Origin of the sequence: Affinundibacterium baiyunense (assembly GCF_018139645.1) — a bacterium.
Classification (GTDB): Bacteria; Pseudomonadota; Gammaproteobacteria; order Burkholderiales; family Burkholderiaceae_D; genus Undibacterium; species Undibacterium baiyunense.
In genome coordinates, this window is sequence record NZ_JAGSPM010000007.1 from 32,430 (window position 1) to 49,054 (window position 16,625).

Genomic DNA, 16,625 nt, shown 5'->3' on the forward strand with positions numbered 1-16,625 from the left:
GTTGAACTGAACTCTCTATTTTCGTCACTTGTTGTAAGTGGATATAGCGAAAGCAGATTAGTGATTCTTAACTTGTTGTTATGCCCGTTAAATTTATAGAAATTGATCTTGATATGAAGCATGGCGTCATAGACTATTTTTCAAACATTCTTTATGCATTATGGGTGTTTGCCAGCTTACATTTTTTGCGCATGCGTGTTGCTTCGGTGTAAGATCAAGCTTAGAAATGTGGTTACCGCATTTGCCGTTCGTAACTTGTTGATTTCGATTCAGATAGTCTTCTTTGTCATTTGCATCACACTAACTGCCTCAGTTTTTAAGGAAACGTAGTTTATGTCGAGCACATCATTAAGTTCTTCTAAGTCTGCACCTTGGAAAATTCTACTAGTCGACGATGAACCAGATATTCATGATGTTACGAAGTTGACTTTGCATCGTTTCGAATTAGATGGTCGGCGTCTGCAATTTTTAGATGCTTATAGTGGTCCAGAAGCGAAAGAAATTTTAAGTCGTGAGCCCGACATCGCTTTAGTGTTTCTCGACGTAGTGATGGAGTCGGAAAATAGCGGTTTAGAAGTCGCACGTTGGATGCGTCAAGACTTAAAGAATCAATTCACACGCATTATCTTGAGGACAGGGCAGCCTGGTCAGGCACCAGAAGAGAGTGTGATCGTTGATTATGATATCAATGATTACAAAGAAAAAACCGAGCTGGATCGTACCAAATTATTCACCACCACCTTTGCCGCTCTGCGTGCATATCGAGATATTTATACCGTCGAAGAAGCGCGTCGATTCCAAGTCACTTATCGTGAGGGACTAGAGCGAGTTATCGAAGCTTCTGCACATATTTATCAACAAAGAAATATGCACGATTTTGCGAATGGACTATTACAGCAAGTCGTGGCTTTATTGCGTCTAGAAAAAAGTATGTTACTGCGCTTGCGTGGTGCGAGCGGAGTATCGGGTGAGAATTCCTATGAGGTGCTGGCGAAGATAGGTAATTTCGATGATGATGACCAGCTATTCAACCAAGAATTACTCGATCATTTGCATCAAGTCACAGTAAATCGGATTTCTCATTTGTTTGGCGATACTTATGTCGGATATTTTCCCAATGAAAGTGGAAAAGCATCGTTGTTGGTGTTGAAAGGGGTAGAAAGCGTTAGTGACATCGACGCCAAATTGCTTGAAGTGTTTTCTTCTGGCGTAGCGATTGCTTTTGATAATATTTTGCTTAACCAAGAAATCAGCGACACACAAGGTGAGCTGATTATGCGTTTAGGCGATGTGGTGGAGTCACGCTCATCTGAAGCTGGAAACCACGTTCGACGCATGTCCGAAGTGTGTTATCTGATCGCGATTGCGTCGGGCATGGACCCGGACGAAGCGGCAATCTTAAAGCAAGCGGCACCTATGCACGATATCGGCAAGATTGCGACCCCTGATTCTGTTTTGCTTAAACCAGGAAAACTAGATCAGCTAGAGTGGGACATTATGAAACAACATCCGGAAGTAGGGATGTCAATCTTAGATGGTTCACATCGTCCCATTTTGCGTGCGGCCTCGATTATCGCGCACCAACATCATGAAAAATTTGATGGATCTGGCTACCCACAAGGATTAGTTGGTGAAGAAATTCACCCCTATGCCAGAATTGTTGCCGTGGCAGATGTGTTTGATGCATTGATGCATGCCCGCGTTTACAAATCTGCTTGGCCTGTTGAACAAGTGATCGCGCATCTGAAAAGCGTTAGTGGTAGCCATCTCGATCCGCAATACGTCGATTTGCTTGTGCAAAATGTTAATCGCGCAGTAGAAATTAATCTTCGTTATCCTGATTGATGTATAGTCGTTTTGAATTCGATTGTGGTAGTGATTTCGTTAAATCCACTTAGCTGTATTACTTAGCTGTATTAGCTAAGATTGATAGGGAAGCGTAGCGCATATTGAAGACCTTGACCTTGTACAGAACTTGCCTTGATCGTTCCACGTAATAGACCTGTCACCAAGTTGTAGACGATATGCGTGCCGAGACCACTGCCACCTTGTCCGCGTTTAGTGGTGTAGAAAGGATCAAATAATTTTCCTAGTGCTTCTTCATTCATGCCATGACCATTGTCGGCATATAGAAATTTCAGATAATCCCCATCCACTTCAAATTTGATTTGGATTTCACCTTGATTTAAATTTTCGAATCCATGATGTAATGAATTCATGACGAAATTGGTCAAGATTTGTGAAATAGCACCGGGATAGTTGTCGATTACTAGGCCTTCTGGGCAATCGATTTGAATCGAAATTTGTCGGCCTTTTAACTTAGGCTGAAGCGAAACAAGGGTTTCGTTTAAGTAGGGAAGTAATTGAAATCTACGTCGGTCATTCGAGGTTTGATCCACGGCGACTTGCTTAAAACTTTTTACTAATGAAGCAGCCCGTTTTGTATTGGTATTGAGGATGCGCAGGCTTTGGTCGAGAACGTCGAGAAACTGCGCGCGTTGTGAAGTATCGAATTGATCTGCAAGAATATCTTTACGGGTTAATCTTACTTCTTCGATTAGATGGCTGGTTGCAGTAACGCAGATTCCCAATGGTGTGTTGATTTCATGCGCAACACCCGCAACCAAACTACCTAATGAAGCGAGTTTTTCTTGCCTGACTAATTCTGATTGCGCCTCTTTTAAAGCGAGTAATGCATCATTGAGGGCGTTATTCTGTTGCTCTAAATTGGCTTTAGCTTGGCGTAAGTCACGATCGGCATTCATGCGCGCAATTGCTACCGCGATATGGCTAGCGACAAAAGTTAATAGCTCTAAATCTTGAACACCGTAGGTCACATTCAGATCATAGCTTTGCACAATGATGACACCATAAATTTTTTCTTTAATTAGAATTGGCACCCCGATCCAACTCTCAATATCTTGCCCACCTAATACTTGTTTGATTTCTTGATTTTGAATGAGTTGTTGTAGGCGCAAGCGATCTATCAATTGCGCTTTGCCGGTGTGCACGACAAAAGATGTCATTCCCATGCCAAGTGGGAAACGACAATGACTGGGAATCGGGTCTTTTTCGTCGACGAAATATTGAATACTAATTTCTTCTGTATCAGCGTGATAAAGCGCTACTGCAAAATTTTTTGCAACAATTAAGTTTTCGACGATGTGATGTAATCGGCGATACAAGTAACTCGCATCTTCGGTTGAAAAGGAAAGTTCAGCGATTGCATACAACGCGCTTTGAATTTTTTCTGAACGACGCCGCTCAGCAATTTCGTGGGCGAGGAGTGCGGTTCTTTCTTGTACTGCACGTTCGAGTTTGTCTACACTTTGAAAGGCTTCTAAAGCGTTGGAAATATGTAGGGCAATTAGTTCAAATAGAGCTTGATCTTCTTCAGAATACAGGGCGTTCTTGTCATAGCTTTGTACGACCATCGCACCCAATGTGCGCTTGTGATGGTCGATTAAGGGATAGCCCATCCAATGCTCTGAAGGTGCGCCCGTAATTGTATTGACTTCTTCCGCTGTAATGCGTGTCATTTCCGCGCTGCCAGCTGTCAAGGGCTTTTGATTGACGATGACCCATTTGGTTAGAGATGAGCCGGGCGCTTCTAGCTTAAATCGTTTGTTGGGATCGGGTGGCGGATCAACCTCATCAAGAAAATAGGCAAATTGAATTGACTCATCATCAGGATTGTAAAGCGCGATATAAAAATTCTTTGCGTACATGATCCTACTCAGTGCAACATGGATCGCATGCAAAAACTCACGTAGGTCGCTTGTATTGGCAGAAATTTTCCCAATTTCTAGAACCATTGCTTGTACAGCTTCTAATCGTTGCAGGCGGTGTTTCATGCGATTGTCCTTGTAGGCGTGGGTGCTCGAAGATCAAATAAGCTTAGATGAAAACGCCGAGAAATGAAATTAATCTGTGGGTTTTCAAGGCAAGTGGTCGTAGATATTTGCGAGATGCATTGAGTCTTGATTATTCATAATGTCATACGCAACTGTTAGAATCCTTTAACTCCTCAAACAAATAGGGCTTCATAAGATTAAGGATCTCGCATGAGTACATCGTCGCAACAACCCGAATCTCCAGAAAAGCAAACGGAGATACCTCCACAAAACGTATCGAGAGCGACACAAACGACAGCACAAGCAATCAGTGAGTTTAAGAGCAAGAGTGGATTAAAACGAATTTTTTCTGCCTTCTTTTATTCTTTAGATGGTCTGCAAGCCGCTTGGCGGCAAGAGCATGCTTTTCGCCAAGAATTAATCCTGGTCGTGATTGGATCTATCATCGCGCTATTGTTGCCAGTTTCAGCATTTGAAAAATTATTGATGATTGCAGTCTTGGTTTTAATGTTAATTGTCGAGTTATTAAATTCAGCGATTGAAGCGGTGGTAGATCGCGTTTCGTTGGAACGCCATGCACTTTCTAAGAATGCAAAGGACTTTGGAAGTGCTGCCGTGTTGTTGACTTTTCTGCTTGCGGCGGCGACGTGGGCGGTCATTCTGGTTGATCGTTTTTATTACTAGAACAAATTTTATTTGCAGGCGGTGCACCAAACTTTGAACAAGCTCGTTATCGAATTATTCGAATTCTTTGACGAGCATAAAAATGAACTTGCACAGCACCAGTCGTAATATTTGTTTGATATTGTTCTTTTTGTTGGGCTTAAGTAGTGTTGCTTTCGCTCAGCGAGATGACGGTGCTTATCAAATTTTGCAAGCGCGATATGGCACCGCAGAAAGTAATGTCGATGTCACCCAAACCTTAAAAGACTTGGCGCGAAGTGATGTCACTTTTCGAATGGGGAACCATAGTTTCGGTATTGACCCACATCCAAATCGCATAAAGACATTACGTATCTATGCGAGAGACCAGCGTGGTGAAGTGCGGGTGTTCGAATATCGTGAAGGTAGTGTCGTCGATGGTAATATGTTTCGCGGTTGGCGCGGCGGAAACTGGGGGCGGGAAGGTGATTATCATGGCCGTTGGGATCATCGAGGTGGCACAGATTACGGTCGTAACTATGCTTCCGACGATGGTGAATACCTGATCTTAAATGCGCGTTATGGGACTGCCGAGAGTCATGTTGACGTGACTGATCGTTTGCGAGAGTTGGCGCGTAGTGATCGCCAATTCCGTATGGGTAACCGCACATTCGGCATTGATCCTCATCCAAATCGTATCAAATTATTGAAGATTTACACACGTGGTTCTCGTGGAGAAATGCGTACCTTTGAGTATCGTGAGGGTAGTGTGGTCGACGGTAGTTTATTTAAGGGCTGGTCGCGAGGAAATTGGGGAAGTCGTCATGAAGGCGCTAGATGGAACGATGATTTTTCAATGCAAGATGAACGTAGAGAGAACCGTACATCGAAACGCAACTCAGATCGTCAAGCGAACACGCAGTTGACGATTATTAGCGCGCAATATGGAACAGAGTCATACAGAGTTGATGTGACTGCTGCGCTACGCATGCTCACTCGTGATGGTCGATTAGAAATGCGGGTTGAAAATGATACGGTAGGGCGGGTCGATCCTGCGCCTGGCATTGTAAAAACACTTTGGCTTACTTACTCAGTCAACGGTGGCCGTTCACAATCAGTTCGAGTACAAGAGCGCTATTGGTTGCGTTTGCCATAGTCACGCAAAACGGAACATGCATTTTGCATCACTCGATGGGTTTAAACATCGAGTGATGTGTTTGTTCAACAAAATATTCGTTAATCTTTTAGCGGAAACAGTCGTCCAACTTCGGGGCCCGTTGCGCCATCTAGGCCGAGTTGTTGCAGGCTGATAAATTCAGCATTGCTCGTTACGCTTTCTGCAAAACTCAGGAGTGCCAGTCGATGTACGATGGTGCAAACGCCTTTGATAAATGCCTGATTGCCCTCATTTTCTTCAATATTTCGAATGAAGCCGCCATCAATCTTGACGTAGCTTAGTTTTAGATCGTGCAATAAATTAATCTTATCGAATTGGCGTCCAAAATGTTCTAAACCAAGTTTGCAACCAGTTGGGGCAATATCGGTATGGAACATGCGGAATGCATCAATATTCGCAAAGACGCCACTTTCTGGTATCTCCAACCACAGGTGTTTGGCAGCGCCAGGTTTGCTTTGTAAGATGGCTTTGAGTTTGCTTCTAAATTCGCTACCTTGTATCGATTGTGCTGAAAGATTGACTGCGATATCGACCGATGAGTTGGTTTTGCTGAGCTCATCTAATGCAAGCTTAATCGCGATTAAATCTAATTTTTCGGTTAGCCCTAAGCGTTCTGCGATGGGAAGAAAGCGCGCAGCAGGAAACCACTCACCACCAAACATTAAACGTAGGGCTGATTCCTTGTGTACTAATTCGCCGTCTGATTTGGTGACTGGGAAATAGGCTAACTTTACCCAATTTTGTTCAATCGCACGTAGAATAAGTTTCGACCATTCCTCTGCACTACGCGGAGCATGTTCGATATTGAGCGGTGCAGATTGATGAATGTCGCTGATTCCGCTTGCTTCTGCAGCGGCTAATGCCGCATCGACTTGCGCCAGCAAACCACTCGAACTAATTCCATATTCGTAATCACCAAAGCCTATCGAAACCATAAAATCGTCAGCAACTGCTGCGAAAATTTGACGAATTTCACTCAGTAGATTTTGACTGATAGGACGGGCTTCTTTTTGCCTAAATAGCAGCGCAAAATCAGTCCCATTTAGGCGAGCGGCAAAACCGTCAGGTAGTTTAGCTTGGTGTGCTAATAACAGTTGTCCTATTTGTTTGAGTAGCTCGTCAGTTTTATTGCGACCAAGCGTTTTATTGACTGCGGCAAGGCCGGCTAAACGAATTAAGATTAAGCTTCCAGATGGCGCATTCTCTTCTTCGACGCTGGCTTGCAATTGGCTAATAAAATGAGCTCGATTGGCCAGGCCAGTAGTCGCATCCGAATTGGCGCGTATTCTCATCGCTTCTAAACGTTCCGCTTCTTCGGCGAACATCGATTTGAGTAGCGTCACGGTTGAGTTCATTGCGCTGGACAATTGTTTCAGCTCAGGCACGCTCGATTCCGGTGTAATAATGAAGCGGCGTTCGGTCATGCCTTTAGCTTGATCAATGACTTGCTTTAGTGGTTGCTTGATGCGACGTAATATTAAAGCGCCGAGATAGCAGGCGATCAAGCCAGAGATTGATAGTGTGACGAACATGTCCTTCACTGAGTTCCACAAAGTCTCGTAAGCACCGCCACTGCGACTAACAAGGTGAATTGACCCGAGTTGTTTCCAGCCATTTGAAATTTGTGCCTGACCAGGAATTGATTGAATAGGAAACCACTGTTTGAACCACGATGGCACAGTAGACTGTTCATCAGGAGCAAGACGTTCGACTAAGATTTTGCCATTGGGATCGAACATTCTGATCGAAGCGTAGTGGCCATTATCGAAAAGCGAGGTAATGATCAACTCAAGCTCAACTGGATCAATATTTTTTTGACTTAGTGAGAGCGCAAGCACGGTCGCGTTGTCAGAGTTCTTCATTCTTAATTGTTCGTTTAAGTAGGCGCGCGAACTCATCGTCGATGCGAATAAACTACCTACTAACGCAATTAAAGTGCTGAGGATGATAGCAAACCAAAGTTGGCGGTACATCGACATGGTGATTCCTTTGTTTATTTGGTGATTTCTAAAAAGTTTTACTCTGACTGATTTTGATATTAATTACTGAGTTAGTTTTATTCTTTGTCTCATTACTGGCATCGTTATTTGCATCGTTATTTGCATCGTTATTTGTTTGGTGATGGGCTTCATTATTCAAATCCTTCTTTTTTGGCTCGCTCAAGCAATTCTTGCCAGCGTGAGAGTCGACCTGTTCCACCTGGGCCCAGTGTCGCGTTGGCAGCGGCTCCTGCAAAAATACCTTGTCCATTAAAACTAAAAATGGGTGATAAGTCGTTGCGTCTTGATGCTGGTCTAATTTCTGAAATGAGATTGTCTAGAATTAAAGGATCTGCATCGCTAGAAGGGTAGTAGGCCAGTACCATGTGGGCTTGAGTAACACTGCTGTTGGGGCCACCAATACGTGCTTTAACATAGACTAAACGCAATTGTGCGTCGGGGATATTTAAGTTTCGCAAGCTAAAATATTTTGCGATCACATAATCTTCACAATCAGCTTTTTTCTTGCTGAGACTCTCAAGTGGCGTCGCCCAATAGTCTGATTGCCCCCATAGCTCAATATCTTCGGTATAAATTAATCGTCGATTAAAGAAATTATTTACTTTTTGTAGTTTTAGTTCGGTCGTGTTTTCTGTGCTGCTTAAAATAAGATTCGACCAGTCGTTGAAGATTTGTTCTTCACCGCTCAATGCGCGAATATTCGTGCGTAAGCGATCCCAGTTGATGCCGTGAGATGTCAACGACAACATGCTCGCAGCGATCACAAAACTAATCGTGATTAGCTTAGAGCGAATAGGAAACGCACGAAGTGTACGAAACGCAGGGGCCAATTTACTTTCACCTAGAAGTATGAATGAACGATAATCCGACGGACCGCGCTTACTTCCAATGGGATATTCGAGTTTTTACTTGCTTACTGCCATGCACATATCGTCCATCTCGATTGCAAAGATACTGACATGAGTCATAGTGTAACTTTGATTTTACAAGAAAAAATACTTCTCTTAGGAAACATTTGTGCTTATTACTTAGTCCTGCTAAATATGTTGAGCATTTTCTTGACGTGCTGTTAGCAAACGCATTTTTGCTTTTTAAAAGCAAGCGTTCAGAAAAAAGCCCGCACAAAAAAATTATGCGGGCTTTTTTTCTATCAAAATTTCACTTCGCTTACCATTGTTTTGCCTGAGGGCCAGACACTACTTCGTTCACGATTTGCCATTTTCCATTAACTTCTTCCCAGTACAGTGTTTTCTGTAAAGTATCTTGATAATTGCTCGAACGGTAATCCTGTTGGAAAATTGTTGTCGCATGCTTGTTATCTTGCATCGTAAATTTGATGTCAGACAAATCCAAACTGATTTTTTGCGCATTCAATAAACGAGCGCGACGAGCTGCTTTCCAAGATTCTCTGGATGTGTATTTGGTCGAGTAGAAGCTGAAGTAAGCATCTGGATTCATATTAACCCAAGCTTCGCGCCATCCTTTCAATGCGTTTAATACACTGCTTCTCGCTGCAGCGACTGTATCTTGAGGTACTTCCATTTTTGCTGCTGGAACAGCAGCTTCTGCTACGGTATTTACTGGTGCTTTGATAGGTTCTAAGCTTCCTAAACTTTCCAAAGCGCGTTTGTCCAATTGTGCTTTGTTCGCAACGTAGACTTCAGGGGCCTCAATCGGGCAATTGGCTGCACCGACATTCGTATTGGTATCGAGATTTTTCAAGGTATCGCTGCCATCGTCTCGGCGGGTGAGACCTAAAGCAGAATGGAGCTTACCCATGCCAGCATGTGTTCGTGCGTAGGCGAGGAATAAATCGACCTCGGCATTAGAGAAAGTACGCTTTGCTTGAAACAGTTCGTTTTCAGTATCTAATAAATCTAGTAGCGAGCGCTGTCCAATATCAAATTGTTGACGGTAGGCGTCACGCGCTTTTTCTATCGATAATTGGTGCTGATCTAGATAATTTAACTGGTCGGTTAATTTTCGTGTGTCGTTGTAAGCGATCGCCAAAGTTTGACGAATATCGCGGCAAGTTTTATCACGGAGATCTTTGGCTAGATTTAATTGATCCGCTGCTTCTTGAATTCTTGCCTTATCACTGCCGCCATTGAATAAATTCCATGACATGACAAATTCGGCAGAATTATTGTTGGTACGTCCAGAAACGAAATCAATATTGTTGCCACGCTCGGCACGTGCTTTGAAATCTAGGCGAGGTTGATAAGCCGAACGTCTAGATTGTAGGCTGCTATTTACAGACGCGATGTTTTCTATGCTCGCCATCAAGCCAGGGTGGCTAGTAAATGCCGTATTTAGCGCACCGACAATAGTTGTGGGAACACCAGTCGTAAGGCTGTTTAGATTTTCTAAGTCTGCAGCAGGCATCGTCCCGACTAAGCGTTGGAAACGCGCACTAACATCATGTAGATTCGAAGTCTCTGTGACTAAATTGGCTTCAGCTAACGCTAAACGCCCAGAGATTTGTTCAAGATCCACTCTGCGGCTAACACCTGCCTTGGATTTTGCTTGAATTTGCTCGAATACAGCTTTATGTCTTACATAGTTGTCTTCAGATAGACGAACCAGTTTTCGAAAGCGGATAACGTCGGCGTAGGCTCTGACTACTTCTAAGGTGATATTCTCGGAAGCATCTTGCAGTTCAAAGAAACGAACTCTCTTCAAGTAATCAAGTTGTTTTACTTGATTACTTGTGAGAAAGCCATCATAAATCATTTGATTTAGACTTAGCGCTGTTGAGGTACGATTTAACTCTGATTTTCCTATACGGTTATCTCTGCTATCTCTACCTGCATCCGCGCTCAATGTCAGATTAGGAAGATAAGCACCAAATGCGGCGTCTTTTCCCGATTTTGTTGCTTGAAAGCTGTGCCACTTTGCCTGAATTTCAGGATTGGTCATCAAGGCTTTTTGCGCCGAATCTTTCAATGTTTGTGTTTGTGCTTGGACGGGTGCCCAAACTGTTAAAGAGAGTAAGCTGATCGCAAGGCTAATTGTTTTTAGATTTAATGACATGTTTTTCTCGGAAAAAGGTCAAACTTATGTTGGGGCGAAAGATAGCAGAAAATTATCGTCAAACATAGAAAGATCTATAGGGTATTATCTGAATTTTTCAAAAATTAACACATCTAATAACGTAGAGAAACTTTCCACAAAATCTATTTACATGTCAATTTTTGCAAAGCGATACGCGCAGCGCTTATTGTCGTTTCAATCACGCTATTTGTGTGTTGCGCAGACACGAATCCTGCTTCAAACGCGGATGGAGCAAGATATATGCCAAGTTCGAGCATTTCATGAAAGAATTGTTTGAATTTATTTGCATCCGCTTGCATCACTTGCTTGAAGCTGTTTGGTACGTCTTTGCAAAAGTAGATGCCGAACATGCCACCAATCGCATCTGCACAGAAATCTATATTGAGTTCCTTTGCAACCGCATTGAGTCCACCAACTAACTTTTGTGTTTGGTTCGTTAAGTTCGTGTAAAAGTCAGGGGCTTGTATGAGCTTCAATGTGGTTAAGCCGGCGGCGACCGCGACAGGGTTGCCGGATAAGGTACCTGCCTGATAGACGCCACCTAAAGGTGCTAAATGCGCCATAATTTCAGCTTTACCGCCAAAAGCAGCGACTGGCAGTCCACCACCAATTACTTTTCCTAAGGCAGTCAAATCGGGTGTGATGTTATAAATTGATTGTGCTCCGCCAAGTGCCACACGGAAGCCACACATGACTTCATCAAAGATCAGGATGCTGCCATATTCGGTGCAAAGGCGGCGCATTGTTTGCAGGAATGCATCACTTGCTTTAATTAAATTCATATTGCCTGCAACAGGCTCGACGATCACACACGCAATTTGATCGCCCAATTCTTTAAACGCGTTCTCTAACTGTGTGCAGTCGTTATAGTCGAGTACCAAGGTGTGTTTAGTGAAGTCGTTTGGTACGCCTGAGGAAGTTGGATTGCCAAAAGTAAGCAAGCCGCTACCTGCTTTCACTAAAAGCGAGTCAGCGTGGCCATGGTAGCAACCTTCAAACTTAATAATCTTATCGCGCTTGGTGGCGCCGCGTGCCAAACGCAGAGCGCTCATTGTTGCTTCAGTGCCACTTGAAACTAGGCGAACTTGCTCAATAGACGGCACCAGTTTGCAAATTTCCTCCGCCATCAAAATTTCTGCTTCCGTTGGTGCACCGAAGCTAAGTCCTAGGCTCGCAGCTTGTTGCACCGCTGAAATCACTTCTGGATGCGCATGTCCTAAAATCGCAGGTCCCCATGAGCCGATGTAGTCAATATATCGTTTGTCATCTGCATCCCAAAAGTACGCACCTTGCGCTTTTTTAATAAATCTTGGTGTGCCCCCAACCGAGCGAAATGCACGTACTGGCGAATTGACACCGCCTGGAGTTGTGATTTGAGCACGTTGGAATAGTGTTTCATTGTTTGACATAGGTATTTGCTCGTAGCTTGAATTGTAAAAAAGAGGGGCTGCGTACTTGTTGGTATATAAACTAGTTCATGTGCATTGTTGTGATAGTGTCAGTGTTTATATTTCAAGTTTGTTGCTAATTCTATTTGTTGAAGTAACTCTGATTTGTTGTTGTTTTTATTCTCAGCATGTTTTTTTCAATGCGATTACTTTCAAATATATCTCGAAAAAACTAGAATGATGATGTTACTCCAACACCAACTGAAAGTCGTTATTAAAAAGGAATTTGTCTCGTGGAATATAAAACAATGATGTGCCTTATCTGTGGCTGGATTTATGATGAGGCAGCGGGTATGCCTGAGGATGGAATAGCGCCAGGGACAAAGTGGGAAGATGTGCCATTGAACTGGACTTGTCCTGAATGTGGCGCAAGAAAAGATGACTTTGATATGGTTCCGGTATAAAAAAGAGCTAAAGTTTGCATTTAATTGCTAGGGAAAACCCTCTATTTACTTACCTTTCATTCTCTCGCTGGCTTTCTTTGTTGTTTCATCGTGAAGAATCGCGCAAAAATTGGTGCAAGCTTGATAAACTTTGATAAAGTGCTGAATAGTAAAATTTTTTCCACTTTGAGATTGTCGCATGTCAACATCCATTAGCAATGAAAATTTAAGAATTATGGTGATTGATGATAGTAGTACTATCCGTCGATCTGCTGAGATCTTTTTGGGTCAGGTTGGTTATAAAGTGGTTTTAGCGGAAGATGGCTTTGATGCCCTTGCTAAGATAAATGATACCCATCCACATCTTATTTTTTGCGACATTTTGATGCCACGTTTGGATGGATATCAAACTTGTGCTTTGATTAAGAAAAGCGCCAAGTTTCGAGACACGCCGGTCATCATGCTGTCGTCAAAAGATGGCCTGTTTGATCGTGCTCGCGGTGCGATGGTTGGTTCTGAGGAATATCTCACAAAACCCTTTACAAAAGATAGTCTATTGAAGACAGTGCGAAAGTACACCACTGAGACTATTTCAGGTTAAATTCAAAAAACTTTTTGAGGTTGAATATGGCAATACAGAAAATTCTGATCGTTGATGACTCTCCAACTGAGCGTTATTTTTTGACTGATATCTTGGTGAAAAATGGCTTCTCAGTCTCCACCGCTGAAAATGGCGAAGATGCGCTCGCGAAAATAAAAGCAGACAAGCCGCAATTAATCCTGATGGACGTCGTAATGCCTGGTCAGAATGGTTTCCAAATTACACGTGCGATTTCTCGCGATCCAGACACGCAAGATGTTCCTGTGATTATCTGTACTAGCAAAAATCAGGAAACTGATCGGATTTGGGGTTTGCGTCAAGGTGCCAGAGATTACCTGGTGAAACCAATTGATCCTCAAGAATTACTTGCAAAAATTGCTGCGCTTGGTTAAGTGAGTCATTTTATGACAGAGAACATAAGCGAAAAATCGATAACGAGTACAGAGACTGCGGTGTCGCCGTCAGTAACTCGACGCGCTCGATTGCGAGATTTCCAATCGCAGTTGATGGAGCGAATGCAGGCTGCAAAATCAGGCGCTCACATACGTGCAAATCAACTAGGTGTACAAATTGGTAAGAACAAGTATTTGATTGACTTACGCGAGGCAGGTGAAATTGTTTCTGCTGGTAATTTGACAAAAGTTCCGCTCACCAAGTCTTGGTATCTAGGTCTCTCGAATGTGCGAGGCAGTTTGACGAGTGTGATCGATTATTCGCTTTTTGAGGGAAGTGAGCCTACATCAGTGGATTCATCCTGTCGTATCTTGGCTTTTTCCAATTCTTTGTCCTTCAATAGTGGGCTGTTGGTTTCTAAAGTTTTGGGTCTGCGTAACGCGGATGAGATGGATCTGATTGATGAGCAAGCGATGAATATGCCAGATCAGCAGAAAAAAAATTGGATTATCAATCGTTTTTTAGATTCAGATGGACAGATTTGGTCGCAATTAAGCCTCTCGTCGTTAGTGCAAGATCAAGAGTTTTTGCAAATCGGATTATAAGTATTTAAGTATCAAATACGCATTTGACGGAATAGTAATTTAGAAAAAGCCTAGCTTTTCAATCGTTTAGGAGATTTTGTAATGGCATTGAATAACCAACCACATTCGACTGAGGATCAAGAAGTCCAAGATCTAGACTTTGCGAATAAGCCTTCAGAAACACCGGTTGCATCGAATGAGAATGAGATTGTGCCAATTGAAACGATAGAAGAAGCCCACAATGTTCGCATGGTCGAAGAGCAAGATTTCGCTGAGCCTGAAGCAAAGCCAAACTTAAATTTTGAAAAAGAGCCAAATTTTGATAGCACGATCAATCGTGTAGATGCGACGATTATTGGCGATGCGCTAGAGACAGGCCGCGATATTCGCTTGCCATTGATTGGGCATTTGCCACTACAAAAGCAAGTTCGTTATTTGCTTGGTGCGATGGCGATTTCTTTGGGTTTGAGTGCATTGTTCGTTTACTTAAACGCAAGTCAATCTGCCTTGATTTCTACTCAAGCACAGATTTCTGGTGAGATTTTGATGCACTCTCAGCGTATTGGTAAAGCTGCCCCAAATGCGATTTATGGTAAACCTGCCGCGTTCTCTCAATTGGATGAGAGTCAAAAGACGATTAATGCAAACTTGGATATTTTGCTCAATGGTGGTGAATACAAAGGACGTTCAGTGTCGAAGCCAAGTTCTTCCGTTGAGCCGATTTTGAAAGCTACTAAAACGGCTTGGGCAAACTCGAATAAAGCCGCGACAACAATTACCAAAACGAAAAAAGAGTTGGCGAGTTTCCGTGAAGATCTTGAAAACATGAACTTGTTGTCGCCAACTTTGGAAAGCCTGACTAGTGATATTTCTACTAAAGAGGTGCAGGGCGGTGCATCTCCGCAGGCGATTTTCGCGTCTGGTCAGTTAGTTATGTTGACGCAGCGTTTGGCTCGAAGCGCGAGTGAATTTATGACCCCTGAAGGTATTAATCCAGAGAAGGCCTTCCTGTTGGGTAAAGATGCGAATACCTTCTATGAATTGGTTGAAGGTTTCTTGAATGGTAGTGAAATTAATAAATTGGCAGCTGTGAAAGACCCTGCTATTCGTTCATTGCTGGTCGAGTTGCAAAAAGTTTTCGTGGATTATAAAAAGAGTGTTGACAGTATTTTGACAAAGAATAATGAGTTCATTGCTGCGAAAAACTCTGAACAGTTAATTTTTAATGAGAACGAAGATCTCAAACAAAAAATTTCAACACTGGAAAAAACCTATACTGCACAGCAAGATTCAACGAACTTATCTTTCTGGTTCTTGATGTTGTCGGCAGCGGTTGCGCTGGTATCTGCAGCTGGTATTGCAGTTGTGTTGTTGCAAGACAGTCGTAATCGTGCGAAAGAAGCGAATCAACGTCGTCTCGAGGCCGATGCGCAAATGCAATTGGCGCAGAAACAAGAGGAACAAGCGAACGCCGTTAATGAACAAAATCAGGCTGCGATTCTGCGCTTAATGAATGAATTGCAAGAAGTGGCTGACGGTGACTTGACGGTACAAGCGACGGTCTCAGAAGATATTACTGGTGCGATTGCTGACTCCGTTAATTACACGGTGGAAGAATTGCGTGGTCTGGTAGGTCGTGTTACGACAACTGCAGTACAAGTTACAACAGCGTCTTCTCAAGCGCAAAATATTTCAGATGAGTTGTTGGAAGCTTCTCATCAACAAGCTCGCGAGATCGTTGATGCAGGTAAAGCGATTACCACCATGGCAAACGATATTACGGAAGTCTCTCGTTCTGCGAATGAATCCGCAGAAGTTGCGCGTCAATCGGTTGCTGCTGCGGAGCAAGGTGCGTTAGCGGTGGAAAACACGATCAAGGGCATGAACGAGATTCGTGAACAAATTCAAGAAACTTCTAAACGTATTAAGCGTCTCGGTGAATCTTCACAAGAGATTGGTGAGATCACAGAACTGATTTCCGATATTACTGAACAGACCAACGTTTTGGCGTTGAACGCGGCGATTCAGGCGGCATCTGCAGGTGAAGCTGGTCGAGGCTTCTCAGTTGTTGCGGAAGAGGTTCAGCGTCTCGCGGAACGTTCAGCGGAAGCGACCAAACAGATTGGTGCCCTGGTTCGTACGATTCAAACAGATACTCATGACGCGGTTGCCGCGATGGAAAAATCAACACAGGGTGTGGTTGAAGGAGCAAAACTGTCCGATGCGGCGGGTACCGCTTTGTCTGAGATCCGTAGCGTTTCAAACCGCTTGGCGGAACTGATTCAAGGTATTTCACTTTCTACAGAACAGCAGGCAACATCCGCGAACGGCGTTGCGCAAAATATTCAACACATTTTGACGATTACCGAAAAAACACAAAACGGTACCCAACAAACCTCTCTCTCCATTAAAGACTTGTCTAAGTTAGCGGAAGAATTGAAAAACTCAGTATCACGATTCCGAGTGACCGCTTAATTTTCGACAACAAG

13 protein-coding genes are annotated in these 16,625 nt (G+C 43.3%); 8 read left to right on the top strand and 5 right to left on the bottom strand.

Annotated elements, in window-relative coordinates:
- Positions 1-333 precede the first annotated feature (333 nt).
- On the top strand, positions 334-1,845 hold the full coding sequence (locus tag KDM92_RS12090) for a response regulator (protein ID WP_212684726.1): 1,512 nt from the start codon (positions 334-336) through the stop codon (positions 1,843-1,845).
- Positions 1,846-1,916: 71 nt separating this feature from the next.
- Here the strand turns inward: KDM92_RS12090 and KDM92_RS12095 are convergent, their stop codons facing one another.
- Positions 1,917-3,854, bottom strand: coding sequence for a GAF domain-containing sensor histidine kinase (locus tag KDM92_RS12095; protein WP_212684727.1), 1,938 nt, complete (start codon positions 3,852-3,854; stop codon positions 1,917-1,919).
- Positions 3,855-4,064: 210 nt separating this feature from the next.
- Here KDM92_RS12095 and KDM92_RS12100 point away from each other — a divergent pair, with 210 nt between their 5' ends.
- Together KDM92_RS12100 and KDM92_RS12105 are read left to right on the top strand one after the other, a co-directional pair.
- Positions 4,065-4,538 (top strand): diacylglycerol kinase, encoded by a 474-nt coding sequence (locus KDM92_RS12100; RefSeq protein ID WP_212684728.1) that lies wholly within the window; start codon positions 4,065-4,067, stop codon positions 4,536-4,538.
- A gap of 82 nt (positions 4,539-4,620) precedes the next feature.
- On the top strand, positions 4,621-5,652 hold the full coding sequence (locus KDM92_RS12105) for a hypothetical protein (RefSeq protein ID WP_212684729.1): 1,032 nt from the start codon (positions 4,621-4,623) through the stop codon (positions 5,650-5,652).
- Positions 5,653-5,732: 80 nt separating this feature from the next.
- Here KDM92_RS12105 and KDM92_RS12110 read toward each other — a convergent pair whose 3' ends face one another.
- From KDM92_RS12110 to hemL, 4 genes are all read right to left on the bottom strand, one after another.
- Positions 5,733-7,652, bottom strand: coding sequence for a bifunctional diguanylate cyclase/phosphodiesterase (locus tag KDM92_RS12110; RefSeq protein WP_212684730.1), 1,920 nt, complete (start codon positions 7,650-7,652; stop codon positions 5,733-5,735).
- 152 nt (positions 7,653-7,804) lie between these two features.
- Positions 7,805-8,503, bottom strand: coding sequence for a transglutaminase-like cysteine peptidase (locus tag KDM92_RS12115; protein ID WP_230408329.1), 699 nt, complete (start codon positions 8,501-8,503; stop codon positions 7,805-7,807).
- Positions 8,504-8,840: 337 nt separating this feature from the next.
- Entirely contained in the window at positions 8,841-10,706 is a 1,866-nt protein-coding gene (locus KDM92_RS12120) for a TolC family outer membrane protein (protein ID WP_212684732.1), read from the bottom strand.
- Between the two features lie 143 nt (positions 10,707-10,849).
- Positions 10,850-12,136 (bottom strand): glutamate-1-semialdehyde 2,1-aminomutase, encoded by a 1,287-nt coding sequence (hemL, locus tag KDM92_RS12125; RefSeq protein ID WP_212684734.1) that lies wholly within the window; start codon positions 12,134-12,136, stop codon positions 10,850-10,852.
- 272 nt (positions 12,137-12,408) lie between these two features.
- Here hemL and KDM92_RS12130 point away from each other — a divergent pair, with 272 nt between their 5' ends.
- The 5 genes from KDM92_RS12130 (at position 12,409) to KDM92_RS12150 (ending at position 16,611) form a co-directional block, all read left to right on the top strand.
- Entirely contained in the window at positions 12,409-12,579 is a 171-nt protein-coding gene (locus KDM92_RS12130) for a rubredoxin (RefSeq protein WP_189344643.1), read from the top strand.
- 178 nt (positions 12,580-12,757) lie between these two features.
- Positions 12,758-13,159, top strand: a complete 402-nt coding sequence (locus KDM92_RS12135; RefSeq protein ID WP_212684736.1) for a response regulator — start codon at positions 12,758-12,760, stop codon at positions 13,157-13,159.
- 26 nt (positions 13,160-13,185) lie between these two features.
- Positions 13,186-13,551 (top strand): response regulator transcription factor, encoded by a 366-nt coding sequence (locus KDM92_RS12140; RefSeq protein ID WP_186890092.1) that lies wholly within the window; start codon positions 13,186-13,188, stop codon positions 13,549-13,551.
- A gap of 12 nt (positions 13,552-13,563) precedes the next feature.
- Entirely contained in the window at positions 13,564-14,157 is a 594-nt protein-coding gene (locus KDM92_RS12145; protein WP_230408331.1) for a chemotaxis protein CheW, read from the top strand.
- A gap of 81 nt (positions 14,158-14,238) precedes the next feature.
- Positions 14,239-16,611 (top strand): methyl-accepting chemotaxis protein, encoded by a 2,373-nt coding sequence (locus tag KDM92_RS12150; RefSeq protein ID WP_230408332.1) that lies wholly within the window; start codon positions 14,239-14,241, stop codon positions 16,609-16,611.
- The last annotated feature ends 14 nt before the right edge of the window (positions 16,612-16,625 follow it).

Bases quoted from the DNA above. Each gene is read 5' to 3' on its own strand.
- KDM92_RS12090 (WP_212684726.1), top strand. From the start codon at position 334: ATGTCGAGCACATCATTAAGTTCTTCTAAGTCTGCACCTTGGAAAATT.
- KDM92_RS12095 (WP_212684727.1), bottom strand. From the start codon at position 3,854: ATGAAACACCGCCTGCAACGATTAGAAGCTGTACAAGCAATGGTTCTA.
- KDM92_RS12100 (WP_212684728.1), top strand. From the start codon at position 4,065: ATGAGTACATCGTCGCAACAACCCGAATCTCCAGAAAAGCAAACGGAG.
- KDM92_RS12105 (WP_212684729.1), top strand. From the start codon at position 4,621: ATGAACTTGCACAGCACCAGTCGTAATATTTGTTTGATATTGTTCTTT.
- KDM92_RS12110 (WP_212684730.1), bottom strand. From the start codon at position 7,652: ATGTCGATGTACCGCCAACTTTGGTTTGCTATCATCCTCAGCACTTTA.
- KDM92_RS12120 (WP_212684732.1), bottom strand. From the start codon at position 10,706: ATGTCATTAAATCTAAAAACAATTAGCCTTGCGATCAGCTTACTCTCT.
- hemL (WP_212684734.1), bottom strand. From the start codon at position 12,136: ATGTCAAACAATGAAACACTATTCCAACGTGCTCAAATCACAACTCCA.
- KDM92_RS12135 (WP_212684736.1), top strand. From the start codon at position 12,758: ATGTCAACATCCATTAGCAATGAAAATTTAAGAATTATGGTGATTGAT.
- KDM92_RS12140 (WP_186890092.1), top strand. From the start codon at position 13,186: ATGGCAATACAGAAAATTCTGATCGTTGATGACTCTCCAACTGAGCGT.
- KDM92_RS12145 (WP_230408331.1), top strand. From the start codon at position 13,564: ATGACAGAGAACATAAGCGAAAAATCGATAACGAGTACAGAGACTGCG.
- KDM92_RS12150 (WP_230408332.1), top strand. From the start codon at position 14,239: ATGGCATTGAATAACCAACCACATTCGACTGAGGATCAAGAAGTCCAA.